This window comes from Nocardia sp. NPDC050713 (assembly GCF_040654315.1).
Classification (GTDB): domain Bacteria; phylum Actinomycetota; class Actinomycetes; order Mycobacteriales; family Mycobacteriaceae; genus Nocardia.
Map to the genome: position 1 here is coordinate 257,682 of NZ_JBFAHS010000005.1, position 13,469 is coordinate 271,150.

Below are 13,469 nucleotides of genomic sequence, written 5' to 3' on the forward strand. Positions count from 1 at the left end.
CTTAGTATGGAGTCGGCGGCGCCCGGCAGCGCTGCCATCGCGGACCCTGTCCTGCTACCCCCTCATCAGCAGGACAGGGTTCCCTAACGTTCCGATCTCCGGAAACTTTCGTCGCGTACCGTGTCGGTTGTCCGTTGAAAGGTGAGGGTTTCGGAATCTCTGATGCAGCCGACCGAGGAAACGACGAACGACCCGTCCTGGATCGACTACGCCGCCTTCGGCGAACGCTTCGTCACCCACGCGGTGACCGAGGAACGCATCGTGGCCGCGGTGTCCTCCATGGCGGGGCGCGGCATGGCCATCGGACCCTTCAACATCGGTCCCCCCGGACTCGCCGGATTCATCGCCGAGGGCAAAGTCGGCGAACCCACGGTTCTGCGCCATGATCCGCACGTCGTCTTCCAGGTGACGGTGCCGCTCACCCTCGCGGTCAAGGTCCGGCTCGGCGGCCGGAAGCTGCGGCTGGAAGCGGTCGTCGAAATCGACCTCACACTGCACGCCCGCACCGCCGACCCGCTGCTGATCGTCATCGACATCCCGCCCATCACCACCCGCGACGTGAGTTTCGTGCTGCGCGCCCAGACGGTCGAGTCGGCCTGGGAGTGGCTGCTCGACCCGATCGCCGGACTGGTGCAGCGCGAGGTCGCCAACCGGGTCAACAGCATGCTGGCCGAACCGCAGGCCAAGAGCGGGCGAGTCTTCGACGTCGAGGCCATGGTCGCGGGCACGCCGTCGCGGCACCGCGCGCAGGAGGAGTTCGACTGGATCGATTACGGCGAGTTCGGCCACCGATTCTTCTCCCGCATCGTGACCAGGGACCGGGTCTTCGAGGTGGTGGACAAGATGGCGGGGCGTCCGATCGAGGTCGGGCCGCTGAAAACCGGGCCTAGAGACCGGGCGACCGTCACGGTGCGTGGCGCGATCCGCCAGCCGCGTCTGGTCGATCGGCCCGAAGGGCCGGACGATCTCGTCTCGTTCGATCTCACGCTGCCGGTCGGCCTGGACATCACCGTGCAGGTCTTCAAGGCGAACGAGTACCGCGCCGATGTCGAGATTCCGCTGGTACTGATCGCCAGGGCGGCCGATCCGCTGCTGATCGTCATCGACGTGCCGCCGCCCGCGACCGGGGACATCCGGATGGACTTCAAGGCGAAGGGCGTGCGCGCGGCGACCCTCGGCGCGCTGGCCGGAATCAAGAAGCAGGTCGTCGCGCAGGTGGCCGGGGTGGTGCGCGAGCAGCTCGGCGACAGCTCCGGCCGCACCATCGACGTCGCGGCTCGAATCGACGGCGTCGCGTAACTCCTGTGACAAGTGGGGTAAGTGGGTCGAATGGGTCTAGCGGTTCGAATGTGAAATGTGGTGGAATGAGTGCACGTTCGAGGCTCCCGGCGCGCGTGTGAGCCTTGGGGAAGGTGCGCCGGGCCCGCTGCCAGCCAATGGGGGTTGCGCGAAGGAGTCCTGCGATGCGTTCTGTCGATCTGTCTCGCCGCAAGCTTTTCGCCTATACCGCCGCGGCCGCCGCGCTGGGGGTAACCGGCACCGCCGCGTCCGCCTCCGCGACGGGATCACTCGGCACGCTGATCGACTATTCCGGTGGCGTGCCCTCGGCCGACGCGATTCTCGAAGCCGGTCATGTCGGCGTCATTCGTTATGTCTCGGATCGGCGGCCCGGCGCGGAATGGATGGTGGGCAAGCCACTGCTCGCACGCGAGGCCGAGGCGCTCACCGAGGCCGGACTGAAGATCGTGTCCTGCTATCAGTTCGGCAAGGGGCCGACCGCCGACTGGCGCGGCGGGCTCGAGGCGGGCAAGGAGCACGCCGAGCGCGGGCTGGAGCTGCACCTGGCCGCGGGTGGCCCCGAGGGCAGACCCATCTACGCCTCGATCGACGACAATCCGACCCCGGTCGACTTCGCGACCATGATCGCGCCGTACCTGCTCGGCTGGGAAGCGGTGCTCGGCAAGCAGAACGTCGGCGTCTACGCCAACTCGCCGACGATTGATCTCGCGCGGGCGGCAGGCCTGGGTTCTTGGTACTGGCAGCACAATTGGGGCACCCCGAAGGGGTATGTGCACCCCGCCGCGCACCTGCACCAGTTCGAGATCGACAAGCGCGCCATCGACGGCGTCGGCATCGATCTCAACAACATCCTGAAGCCCGAATACGGGCAGTGGTGAGCGCGGGGCGGAGGTACGCCTAGGTCTGGCAGTGGCAGACCGGGGCGACGCGCAGATCCGGTTCGTCGTCGGGCACCACGCGCAGATTCGGCCGCGTCTCCGGCGCCTCGTGATCACCCATCCAGGACAGCAGCGACCAGCGGGACAGGCCCGACAGCGCCGAGCCGAGGCTGGCGAAGGAGCCGGAGGAGATCACGGACGCGAACGATCCGACCGATCCGACCGAGAGCACCGAACCGACGCTGCCGATGGACAGGATCGAATAGGCCGATCCGATGGACAGTATCGAGCCTTCGGACCGGATGGACAGGATCGACCGGCGTGAGCGCCTGCTCCGGATCGAGCGGGGTCGTACCGTTCCTTCGACAGTCGGCATGCCTTCGGTCTACCACACCCCGGACCCGGCCGGGGACTATCGCCGCGATTGCCGCGGTGTGTCGGCCGGACATGCCGAAGCCCGGCGGTCGCGTACGACCGGCCGGGCTTCGAAACATCAAGCGACGGTGAAGAAACCGAGCGTCGGCAGGAACGAGCAGGTGCGCGGTGCGGCGTCGGGAGCCTGGGTGGTGAGCGAGCCGCCGACCACCGCGACGATCCGGCCGCGGCCGGTGTTCACGATGGCGGACAGGGTAGCGGGGCCGTCCGGGTTGATCTTCGACTCGCCCGTCAGCGCCTGCACGCCGGACTGCCGGGTGTCGAGGTTCAGCCACTGCACGGTCATCGGCGGGTTCTGCTGCGCGGTCGGCGCCTTGGTGCCGAGCGCGGTGAACACGAAGCCGGTCTGGCCGGACTCCGGTCCGGGCGGGGGCAGCGTGGCCGGGCCGGGCACGGCTAGGGCGGTGCCGACCGAGTCGGCGGTCGGGCTGATGCAGCCCTTGCCGATGGTCGGGTAGAGGAACTGCGCGATGACGGGGCCGTCCTGCGGCAGTTCGGGACCGCCGCCGCCGCTGCCGTCGAGGAACGTGATGATCCGTTCCAGGGTCGACTTGATCTGCGGCGGCAGATTCAGGGTGTTGAGCAGGATGCGCGCCTGATCGAGGATCGCGGACTGCGGCCCGTTGGCGATATCGGCCGGGCCTGCGATGGCGCCGACGATGGCGGGGGTGAGCGCGGCGATCGCGTCCACCGGGACGCCCTCGGGCACCATCGGAACGCTGTTCGAAACCGCGGCGTGGGCGGGCGCCGGTGCCGCTATTGCGGTCGGCGCGGCGAGCGAAGCGCTCGCCGCCAGGGCGAGTGCGGTCAATGCGATCCGCGATCCTCGGGTGCGAAGCACTGGTCTAGCCGTCCTTACCTCGGGTACATCTGGGTCAACGGGGGAAAACCCATTGTTTCGGGGGTCACTCTAAGGACACGACCACCGAGTTGTACAGCCGTGGTCGTTATCACGTTGTGCTGTGGACGATCAGTGTTATCGGAACGTAGCGCCGCGGGGCGTTACCACTGTGAAAGGTGATGCAAATGTTATCCCTTGTGCATAGCGTGCACAGAGAAGAGCAGCGCTCCGGTTAATCTAGTCGCAGCCTTCGGCATTTGTCGCCGACACACCGGACACCGGCGGGTCGCGTTTTCGCGACCGCCCCCCGACCCGAAAGCCCGCGATTTGAACCGAGACAGCGCTCGGTCGGACCAGCGTCCGGCCGCTGCCCACCTGCGACTGGCGGTGTTGCTGCTCGGTCTATCCGTTCTGGCCAGGCTGCTGTGGATGCTGGTGTCGCCCAACGGAATGAACCTGGTCGACCTGCACGTCTACGTGGACGGTTCGGCGGCGCTGCTCACCGACCGGCTCTACGACTTCACCTACGCGGAGAAGACCCCGGATTTCCCGCTGCCGTTCACCTATCCGCCGTTCGCCGCGCTGGTCTTCTTCCCGTTGCATTTCCTGCCGTTCAAGGTGATCGCGGTGGGCTGGCTGCTGGCCACGGTGGCGGCGCTGTACGGCGTCGTCTGGATCGCGCTGGAATTGATCGTCGGCGCCCGACGGCTGCGCGAACCCGGTTGGCGAGCGGCGGCGATCGGCTGGACGACGGTCGGCGTGTGGCTCGAGCCCGTCCGCACCACGATCGACTACGGACAGGTCAACGTCTTCCTGGTGCTCGGCGCGATGCTCGCGGTGCGCAGTTCGCGATGGTGGGTCTCGGGCGGGTTGGTCGGCATCATCGCGGGCATCAAGCTGACGCCCGCGATCACCGGCCTCTACTTCGTCGCGCGGCGGCGCTGGGGGACCGCGCTGTGGTCGGCGGTGGTGTTCGGCGCGACGGTCGGCATCAGCTACCTCATCAACAACCACGAGGCGACCCGCTACTTCGGCACGCTGCTCGGTGACGCGGACCGGATCGGCCCGGTCGGCTCGGTGTGGAACCAGTCGCTGCGCGGGACGCTGAGCCGCATCCTCGGTCACGACGTGGAGTCCGGCCCGGTGTGGATCGCGGCGGTGCTCGCGTTCGCGGTGCTGGCCTTCTTCGCCTGGCGGGCGCTGGAACCGGACGACCGGATGGGCACGCTGCTGATGGTGCAGCTGTTCGGGTTGCTGATCTCGCCGATCTCGTGGTCGCACCACTGGGTCTGGCTGCTGCCCACGGTGCTGTGGCTGGTCTACGGTCCGCTGCGGCGATCGCCGGGCGCGCGAATCCTGGCCGGTTATTGGCTGGTGACGATGTTGATCGGCGTGCCGTGGGTGCTGTCGTTCGCCCAGCCGACGATCTGGGAGATCTCCCGGCCCGGCGTGCTGTCCTGGCTGGGTGCGGTGGATGTGCTCGGCGTGCTCGTCCTGTTCGCGTGGATCATCTGGTCGGGTGCGCGGCGCGAGCGGTCGGGTGAGCCCGCGGCGAGCGAGATGGTGGCGGAGGATTCCGCGCGGGCGTAGTCCGGCCCCGCCCGGGGTCGGCGCGCGCGGGCGATCGGGGTGAGCTGGGCAGCGGTGGCCCGGTCTCAGCCGATCGGAGGTGAGCCCGGCGGCGGTGGTCCGGCGCGCGTAGTTCGGCCGTCTCCCGGGTCGGCGGTTGTCCGGGTGCGCGGCGGTCAGGGGACCGTTCGGTGCGGGGCTGTCCCCGCGGCTAGTCGGACTGCGACGCGAGCAGATCGATCTCGCGGGCCAGGCCCAGATCCAGGGCGGTGAGTCCGCCCGCCGAATGGGTGGACAGCGTGAAGGTCACATTTCGCCACCGGATATCGATGTCGGGGTGATGGTTCGCGGCCTCGGCCGCGTCGGCGACCCGGCGCACCAGATCGATGCCCGCCGGAAACGAGGCGGCCTTGATGGTGCGGGTGATGTTGTCGCCGGACCGGCTCCAATTCGGCAGTCCGGCCAGCGCGTCCGCGATCTCGGCTTCGGATAGCAGTGGAGTGCTCATATGCCGGTTGTACCCCCGTTTGCCGGAGGTGCACCGGGATCGGTGAAACTCAGGCCGCGCGAGCCTGTTTCAGCGCCTTCTTCAAATCCTTGCCGGTCAGGCCCGCTGCCTCGGCCTTCTTCATCCGCATGATGACAACGGGGCATTTGAAGCAGCGCGTCTTCTTACGACAGCACTTCTTCTTCGGTTTCAGACTCGAAACCTTCTTCGCTTTGACCTTGCCCACGACGGTTAGCATACCCTTACTCGAGCGCCTGAATCGGAGGGGTCACCCGGTTGCCGGTACTGTGTAGCTGGCCGCGATGCCCGGTGAGTTTCCATTCTCCACCTGTTTGCAGGGGGCCCGGCGTGTGAGTCAGGACCCGGAGGCAGCAGCCTGCGTAACCACGGAGGGTCCCGCACACGCCGGACACCGAGCACCGTCGGCACCAACACCAACAGCAGGAGGATTCAGGCGTGTCGTCTGCACGCGATTTTCGCAACGTCGCCATCGTGGCCCACGTCGACCACGGCAAGACGACGCTGGTCGACGCCATGCTGCGCCAGTCGGGCGCCTTCGCCGAGCGGGCCGAACCGGTCGACCGGGTGATGGACTCCGGCGACCTGGAACGCGAGAAGGGCATCACCATTCTCGCCAAGAACACCGCGGTGCACCGGCACAACGCGGACGGTTCGGTCACCGTCATCAACGTCATCGACACCCCCGGCCACGCCGACTTCGGCGGTGAGGTCGAGCGCGGTCTGTCCATGGTGGACGGCGTCGTGCTGCTGGTGGACGCCTCCGAGGGGCCGTTGCCGCAGACCCGGTTCGTGCTGCGCAAGGCGCTGGCCGCGTCGCTGCCGGTGATCCTGGTCGTCAACAAGACCGACCGTCCCGACGCCCGCATCGAAGAGGTCGTCGAGGAGAGCCACGACCTGCTGCTCGATCTGGCCTCCGACCTGGACGACGCCGCCGCCGAGGCCGCGGAGCTGGCACTCGACCTGCCGGTGCTCTACGCCTCCGGTCGCGAGGGCAAGGCCTCCAAGGAGCGCCCCGAGAACGGCAGCGCCCCCGACGCGGAGAATCTCGACGCGCTGTTCGACGTGCTGATGGAGTGCATCCCGGCGCCCAAGGGCGATGCCGCCGCGCCGCTGCAGGCGCACGTCACCAACCTCGACGCCTCGGCCTTCCTCGGCCGCCTCGCGCTGGTGCGCGTGCACAACGGCGAGCTGCGCAAGGGCCAGAACGTGGCGTGGATGCACGCCGACGGCGTCAAGCAGGTCAAGATCACCGAGCTGCTCCAGACCATCGGCGTCGAGCGTCAACCCGGCGAGGTGGCCGTCGCGGGCGACATCGTCGCCATCGCGGGCATCCCGGAGATCATGATCGGCGACACCCTCGCCGACATCGACAACCCGGTCGCGCTGCCTCGCATCACCGTGGACGAACCCGCGATCTCGGTCACCATCGGCACCAACACCTCGCCGCTGGTCGGCCGGGTGCAGGGCCACAAGCTGACCGCCCGCATGGTGAAGTCGCGCCTGGACCAGGAGCTGGTCGGCAACGTGTCGCTGCGGGTGCTCGACATCGGCCGCCCGGACGCCTGGGAGGTGCAGGGCCGCGGTGAGCTGGCGCTGGCCATCCTGGTCGAGACCATGCGCCGCGAGGGCTTCGAGCTGACCGTCGGCAAGCCGCAGGTGGTGACCAAGCAGGTCGACGGCAAGGTGCACGAGCCCTACGAAGAGCTGACCATCGACTGCCCCGAGGAGTACCTCGGCGCGATCACCCAGCTGCTGGCCGCCCGCAAGGGCAAGATGGTCCAGATGAACAACCACGCCGCGGGCTGGGTGCGGATGGAATTCATCGTTCCCTCGCGTGGCCTGATCGGCTTCCGCACCGACTTCCTGACCGAGACTCGCGGCACCGGCATCGCCAACGCCGTCTCGCACGGCTACGCGCCGTGGGCGGGCGAGATCCGGGCGCGCCACACCGGTTCGCTGGTCTCCGACCGCGCGGGGTCGGTGACGCCGTTCGCGATGATCCAGCTCGCCGACCGCGGCCAGTTCTTCGTCGAGCCGGGCGCGGACACCTACGAGGGCCACGTGGTGGGCATCAACCCGCGCGCGGAGGATCTCGACATCAACGTCACCCGCGAGAAGAAGCTGACCAACATGCGCAGCTCCACCGCCGACGTCATCGAGACCCTGGCCAAGCCGTTGCAGCTGGACCTGGAAGGCGCGATGGAGTTCTGCGCCGCCGACGAGTGCGTCGAGGTCACCCCCGAGGTGGTCCGGGTGCGCAAGGTCATCCTCGGCCAGAACGAGCGGGCCCGCGAGCTGTCCAGGCGGAAGGCGCGGGACCGGGCCGCGCTGTAGAGTGCCGAACGTGAGCTCGGGGGCAAGACGACGCGCGATGCTGCGCGCACTGACGGTTCTGCTGGCGGCCTCCGCGACGGTGCTCGCCGGATGCACCGCGAACCCGCCCCCGCCCATCGAGAGCACGGACAGCCCGAAGACGACGCCCGCCAAGCCGGGCAAGAACACCGTCGTGGTGGCGATCGACGACATCGGTATCGGGTTCAACCCGCACCTGCGTTCCGATCAGTCGCCCGCCACCTCGGCGGTGAGTTCGATGGTGTTGCCGAGCCCGTTCCGTCCGGTGCCGAGTTCGTCGGTGCCGGGCGGCACGGACTGGGTGCCGGACACCGCGCTGGTGACCGCCGCGGAGGTCACCAGCCAGGAGCCGTTCACCATCACCTACACGCTGCGCAACCAGGCCAACTGGTCCGACGGAGCGCCCATCGCCGCCGAGGACTTCCGCTTCCTGTGGCAGCAGATGCTGACGCAGCCCGGTGTCGCGGATTCCGCCGCCTACCGGTTGATCTCGGATGTGAACTCCTCCGGCGGCGGCAAGACGGTCACCGTGGTGCTGACTCAGCCGTACCCCGCGTGGCGCGAACTGTTCGCGAATCTGCTTCCCTCGCATCTGATCAAGGATCAGCCGGGTGGTTTCGCCAACGGACTCGCGGAGGGAATCCCGGTGTCCGGCGGCAACTTCGCGATCAAGTCGGTGGATCCCGGTCGCGACGAGATCCTGCTGGAACGCAACGACCGCTACTGGGGCACCCCGGCCGCGCCGGATCAGATCCTGTTGCGCCGCGGCGGAACTCCCGCGCAGCTGGCCGAGTCGCTGCGCACCGGTGACGCGCAGATGGCGCTCGTGCACGGCGGCGTCGCGACCCAGGCGCAGCTGGCCGCGATCCCCTCGGTGCGCACCGTGATCATGCCGCAGTCGCGCGAACTGCAATTCGTCCTGAACGGGCGCACGACCGAACTCGCCGATCCGCGGGTGCGGCGCGGGCTGCTCGCGCTGCTCGATCCCGCGCTGCTCGCCACCGTCGGCGCGCAGACCGGCGGATGGGTCGAACCCGTGCGCGCGCAGATCCTGACGCCGTCGGATCCCGGTTACGCGCCGACCGCGCCGCCGCGACCCACCGCCGACGAGGCGTTCGCGCTGCTCGCCGAGGCGGGTTTCGCGCGCGCACCCGAGCCGCCGCCGGTGATCTCGCCGACCTCGCCCGCGCCGCAACCGCGCCCGATCGCGAAGAACGGCAAGACCCTCGCGCTGCGGATCGGCGCGGTGACCGGTGACGCGACCGCGCTCGCGGTGGCCAGCACCGCCGCCGACCAATTGCGCAGCGCCGGAATCGATGCCAGCGTCCGCAGCCTCGCCGCCGACGAGCTGTACGGCAAGGAACTGGTCGAGGGCGGCGTGGACGCGATCGTCGGCTGGGAGGTCGCGGGCGCCGATCCGGCCACCGTGCTGGCGTCCCGCTACAGCTGCCTGCCACCGGATCCCGGTCTCGGGGACGGTGAAGCGCAGGCCGCGGTCGAGGCGGCGCGGCGCGCGCCGAGCAACCTGTCCGGGGTGTGCGATCCTGTGCTGCAACCCGCGATCGACGCCGCGCTGCGCGGTATCGACGTGCCCAAGGTGCTCGCCGAGGCCGAGCCCGCGCTGTGGGGACTTGCCACCGTGCTGCCGATCGTGCAGGACAACGTGGTCGCCGCCGCGGGTCCCCGGGTGGACGGCGCGTCGCTGAGCGGGGCCATCCAGGTGGGCATCTTCGGTGATGCCTCGATGTGGCGCAGGATCCCGTGACCAAACCGGACGGGCCCGGCGGCATCGTGCTGGTGCACGCGCACCCGGACGACGAATCCATCACCACCGGCGGCACCATCGCGCACTACCGCCGCCGCGGCGTTCCGGTCACCGTGGTGACCTGCACCCTCGGCGAGGAGGGCGAGGTGATCGGCGAGCAGTGGGCGCAGCTGACCGCCGCGCACGCCGATCAACTCGGGGGCTACCGCGTTCTCGAATTGACAAGGGCGCTGGCCGCTTTGGACGCCGCGCCGCCGCGCTTCCTCGGCGGGGCGGGCCGCTGGCGGGATTCCGGCATGGCGGGGACGCCCTCGGCCGAACACCCCAGGGCGTTCGTGAGTTCCGGCGCCGAGGCGGTGGACGCGCTCGTCGGGATTCTGCTCGAGCTGCGGCCGCGGGTGGTGATCGGCTACGACCCGCGCGGCGGCTACGGCCACCCCGATCACATCCGGGCTCACGAGGTCGCCACAGCCGCGGTCGAGGCGGCGGCCGAGCGCGGCTGGGACGTGCCCAAGTTCTATTGGACGGTGACCGACGCCGACATGCTGCGGCTGCACACCGAGGCACTGGCCCGCCGCACCGTCGAAGGCTTGCCCGGCGCGCTGCCGCGCGGGTGGCGGCTGCCAGGGGCGGGGGAGTTGGCGAGCGTGCCGAGTCACACCGTCACCACCACCGTCGAGGTGTCGGACGCGTTGGCCGCCAAGCGGGCGGCGTTGCGGGCGCACGCGACGCAGGTGACGGTCGCGCCTTCGGGGCGAGAGTTCGCGCTGTCCAACAACATCGCCCAGCCGGTGCTGCCCGAGGAGCACTACGTGCTGGTCCGTGGCACGCGCGGGCCGGTCGGGCCGGATGGGCGCGAACACGACCTGTTTGCCGGGATTGTTTGAATTCGCTGTCCGCACCGGCCGTGTTCGACTGATCGGTCGGCGGCTGGACCATCGCGCTGATCGTCCCGGCGCTGATCGACGACTGGTTCGCCGCGGCTGTACGGGGTAGTTCCGGGTGGTCACGAACATCCCGGTCGATGGTGCGTGATCCGAGCCGAGCCGCCGGGCATAGACTCCTGGACGTGTACAACTGGGACCTCCAGAACGCCATCTCGGCCTTCGTGGACAGCTTGCGCCCCGGCGCGGAGCACCAGCACGAGCTGTACATGTCGGTGCTGTACGCCTTCGTCGACATGCAGAGCCACCTGCTGACGCTCCTCGGCTACCCGCCGGTGCCGTGACGGCGCTCGACAAGCGCGTGGATGCGCCACGTACCGATGATCGAGGGTGGATCGCCGAACCCCTGCGGCTGGCGCTGATGGCCGTGCTCACCCTGAGCGGGTTGTTCACTCTCGCCTTCGAGGTCCTCTATCTGCCGGTGTACCTGGGCACCTCGCATTTGCCGCCCGACGAGGAGCCCACCCTGGTGGCCGCGCCGCTGGCCGCGGTCGCGAGCTCGGGCACGTTCGCTCTACCGGTGACGGCTCTGCTCGCCGCCGGTTTGAACGTCCTGCTGATCGCGGCTATGCGCACCCTCACCGACAGCACCCGCGTCGCGTTGCTCCCGGTCATCGTCTGGACCTTCGGCTTCCTGGCGTGCACCTTCGCGGGCCCGGGCGGCGACCTCATGCTGTTGAGCGACTGGCCCACCCTGCTCCTGCTCCTCTGCGGTTTGGTCCCACCGCTGGCCTACATCTACCTCCGCCCCGCCCACGACTGACTCCGCAGACCTTCGCGCGCCTCGCATGGGTCGCGAGGCACGCCGCGGATCGGGCGGGCCCGATGCATCTGGCCGCGGACCCCGGTGGTCGATAGCCGAACGGTCGACGACCGCAGCCATTGTGTGCCGCGCAGCAGGGCCGCGGGCGTGTTGTGACTCTGCGACGACGGGCCGAGGTCGCAGAGACCATTGCGCGCCTCGTGGTGATGGCCTGGGCTGCGGGGCGCGCGGTGGCTCGATGAGGACGCTGGGTGGGCGCGGCCAGCGGGTCGGTTCAGTCGACGCGGATCGGGAGGGTGGCGATGACGGCGTCGGTGCGGGCGCGCAGGGCGGCGCCGAGGACGGGGCCGCGCGGGTTGTGCAGGGGGCGGTGCCACCAGTGCCGGGCTTCCACGTGGGCGAGGAGGACGGTGACGTCGCGGCCCGCGGCGGATTGTTTGCGCACATAGCCGACGAGGGTGGCGATCAGGCTGCGATGCGGGCACGGCAGCACGGTGAGCGGGACGCCCGGATCCCATTCCTTCCATCGCGCGCTCAGGCGTTTGGTGGCGGCCGGGTCGATTTCCGCTGCGACGGCGACGATTTCGCCGCGCATGCGCAGGGCGGCGGCGAGGGCGCGAGCGGTCGCCTCGCTGACGGCCACCACCGGGACGATGACGAGAGCCGCTGTCTCGGAGCCCTTTTGGGGTCGCGCCGGTATCTCGCCGAGGCGCAGTTCCGCCGCCACCGTGCGGTAGTAGTTCTCGGTCCGCGCGAACAAGGTGATCAACAGCGGGATGATCACCAGCAGCAGCCACGCGCCCTCGGTGAACTTCTCGCCGAGCAGCACCACGGCGGCGACGGCGGTGAGAGACGCGCCGAATCCGTTGAGCGCGGCGCGCGGCGCCCATCCCGGATCGCGCTGCCGCTTCCAGTGCCGGACGAGTCCCCATTGGCTCAGGGTGAATCCGATGAAGACGCCGATCGCGTAGAGAGGAAGCAGGTCGTGCGTCTCGGCGTCCACCACGATCAAAATCGCGCCCGCCGCGATGGCGAGGGCGGTCACGCCGTATCGGAAGACCGGCCGCTCGGAGCGCAGCGTGAACAGCGAGGGCATCCGGCGGTCCTTGGCCAGCAGCGCGAGCAACACCGGCAGTCCGCCGAAACTGGTGTTGGCCGCCAACCCGAGCGTTATCGCGACGGCCACGTTCACAATGTAGAACGGCCACCCCGTGCCGAACGCGCCCGCGGCGAGCTGGGCCAGGATCGTCACTCCTTCCCGTGGCACCACGTGATGTAGGCGGATGAGGAGCGCCAGGCCCAGCAGCATGACGCACAGCAGTACGCCGAGCGCGACCTCGGTGTGCTGGGCGCGCCGGACGGCGGGCGTGCGGAACGAGGGCACCGCGTTAGCGATCGCCTCCACACCGGTCAACGCCGCACAGCCCGCGGCGAAAGCCTTGAGCAGCAACCACACTCCGAGCGCCTCGTACGGAACCAGTGGCCCGGGAGCGTCGCCGACCACGGCCACCGGCTCCGGGCGCAGCAGGCCGACCGCGATCACGCCGAGGACGCAGCCGACGAACAGCAGCATCGGCGCCATCAGCACCCTGGCGGATTCGGCGACACCGATCAGATTCACCACGGCGATGAGCGTGAGAGCCGCGAGCGCGACCGCCAGCTCCTGGTCGCGCAACGCGGGAAACGCACTGGCCAAGCTCGCCGCGCCCGCCGAAAGGCTGACCGCGACCGTCAGCACGTAGTCGACCACCAGACTGGCCGCGGCCAACAGGCTGGCCCCCCGGCCGAGATCCTTCTTCGCCACCGCGTACGCCCCGCCGCCGTCCGGGTGCGCCGCGATCACCTGGCGGTAGGACAGGACGAGCACCAGCAACAGGGCCGCGATCGCCAGCGCGACCGGGAACGTCCACTGCACCGCCGCCGCGCCCGCCGCGACGAGCACCAGGACGATGGCCTCCGGCCCGTAGGCGACGCTGGACAGTGCGTCCAGCGACAACGCCGCCAGACCTCCGAACGCGGTGAGCCGGTAGGCGTCGCCGCGCTGCATCCGGCGCATCCGCCGATCGGCGATCCGTGACTCGTCCCGCGCTACGG

Annotated in this window: 13 protein-coding genes; 8 read left to right on the forward strand and 5 right to left on the reverse strand. The window is 69.5% G+C overall.

The window, feature by feature from the left end:
* The first annotated feature begins 162 nt into the window (after positions 1-162).
* Positions 163-1,299, forward strand: coding sequence for a hypothetical protein (locus AB0H49_RS12675; protein ID WP_357250595.1), 1,137 nt, complete (start codon positions 163-165; stop codon positions 1,297-1,299).
* Between the two features lie 164 nt (positions 1,300-1,463).
* Positions 1,464-2,177, forward strand: a complete 714-nt coding sequence (locus AB0H49_RS12680; protein ID WP_355001886.1) for a DUF1906 domain-containing protein — start codon at positions 1,464-1,466, stop codon at positions 2,175-2,177.
* A 19-nt stretch (positions 2,178-2,196) separates the two neighbouring features.
* Here the strand turns inward: AB0H49_RS12680 and AB0H49_RS12685 are convergent, their stop codons facing one another.
* Both AB0H49_RS12685 and AB0H49_RS12690 read right to left on the reverse strand, forming a co-directional pair.
* Entirely contained in the window at positions 2,197-2,553 is a 357-nt protein-coding gene (locus tag AB0H49_RS12685) for a hypothetical protein (protein WP_355001885.1), read from the reverse strand.
* A 117-nt stretch (positions 2,554-2,670) separates the two neighbouring features.
* Positions 2,671-3,453, reverse strand: a complete 783-nt coding sequence (locus AB0H49_RS12690; RefSeq protein WP_357250599.1) for a hypothetical protein — start codon at positions 3,451-3,453, stop codon at positions 2,671-2,673.
* Positions 3,454-3,780: 327 nt separating this feature from the next.
* Here AB0H49_RS12690 and AB0H49_RS12695 point away from each other — a divergent pair, with 327 nt between their 5' ends.
* Positions 3,781-5,043, forward strand: a complete 1,263-nt coding sequence (locus AB0H49_RS12695; protein WP_355001883.1) for a mannosyltransferase — start codon at positions 3,781-3,783, stop codon at positions 5,041-5,043.
* A gap of 190 nt (positions 5,044-5,233) precedes the next feature.
* Here the strand turns inward: AB0H49_RS12695 and AB0H49_RS12700 are convergent, their stop codons facing one another.
* Complete coding sequence (locus tag AB0H49_RS12700) at positions 5,234-5,530, reverse strand: 4a-hydroxytetrahydrobiopterin dehydratase (RefSeq protein ID WP_355001882.1); 297 nt, start codon at positions 5,528-5,530, stop codon at positions 5,234-5,236.
* A gap of 49 nt (positions 5,531-5,579) precedes the next feature.
* On the reverse strand, positions 5,580-5,756 hold the full coding sequence (locus AB0H49_RS12705; protein ID WP_097244929.1) for a hypothetical protein: 177 nt from the start codon (positions 5,754-5,756) through the stop codon (positions 5,580-5,582).
* Positions 5,757-5,986: 230 nt separating this feature from the next.
* Here AB0H49_RS12705 and typA point away from each other — a divergent pair, with 230 nt between their 5' ends.
* The 5 genes from typA to AB0H49_RS12730 all read left to right on the forward strand — a co-directional run bounded on the left by typA (position 5,987) and on the right by AB0H49_RS12730 (position 11,375).
* Positions 5,987-7,885 carry a translational GTPase TypA gene (gene typA, locus AB0H49_RS12710; RefSeq protein WP_355001881.1) on the forward strand — a complete coding sequence of 633 codons (1,899 nt, stop codon included), beginning with the start codon at positions 5,987-5,989 and terminating at the stop codon, positions 7,883-7,885.
* A 37-nt stretch (positions 7,886-7,922) separates the two neighbouring features.
* Entirely contained in the window at positions 7,923-9,668 is a 1,746-nt protein-coding gene (locus tag AB0H49_RS12715; RefSeq protein WP_357250988.1) for an ABC transporter family substrate-binding protein, read from the forward strand.
* Positions 9,665-10,555 carry an N-acetyl-1-D-myo-inositol-2-amino-2-deoxy-alpha-D-glucopyranoside deacetylase gene (mshB, locus tag AB0H49_RS12720; RefSeq protein ID WP_357250604.1) on the forward strand — a complete coding sequence of 297 codons (891 nt, stop codon included), beginning with the start codon at positions 9,665-9,667 and terminating at the stop codon, positions 10,553-10,555. The genes AB0H49_RS12715 and mshB overlap by 4 nt, the downstream gene beginning before the upstream one ends.
* A 182-nt stretch (positions 10,556-10,737) precedes the next feature.
* Complete coding sequence (locus tag AB0H49_RS12725; RefSeq protein WP_097245437.1) at positions 10,738-10,896, forward strand: hypothetical protein; 159 nt, start codon at positions 10,738-10,740, stop codon at positions 10,894-10,896.
* Complete coding sequence (locus AB0H49_RS12730) at positions 10,893-11,375, forward strand: hypothetical protein (protein WP_357250607.1); 483 nt, start codon at positions 10,893-10,895, stop codon at positions 11,373-11,375. Before AB0H49_RS12725 ends, AB0H49_RS12730 begins: the two co-directional genes overlap by 4 nt.
* Before the next feature lie 274 nt (positions 11,376-11,649).
* Here the strand turns inward: AB0H49_RS12730 and AB0H49_RS12735 are convergent, their stop codons facing one another.
* Positions 11,650-13,431: an amino acid permease gene (locus AB0H49_RS12735; RefSeq protein WP_357250991.1), complete on the reverse strand. Its 1,782-nt coding sequence runs from the start codon at positions 13,429-13,431 to the stop codon at positions 11,650-11,652.
* Positions 13,432-13,469: the final 38 nt, after the last annotated feature.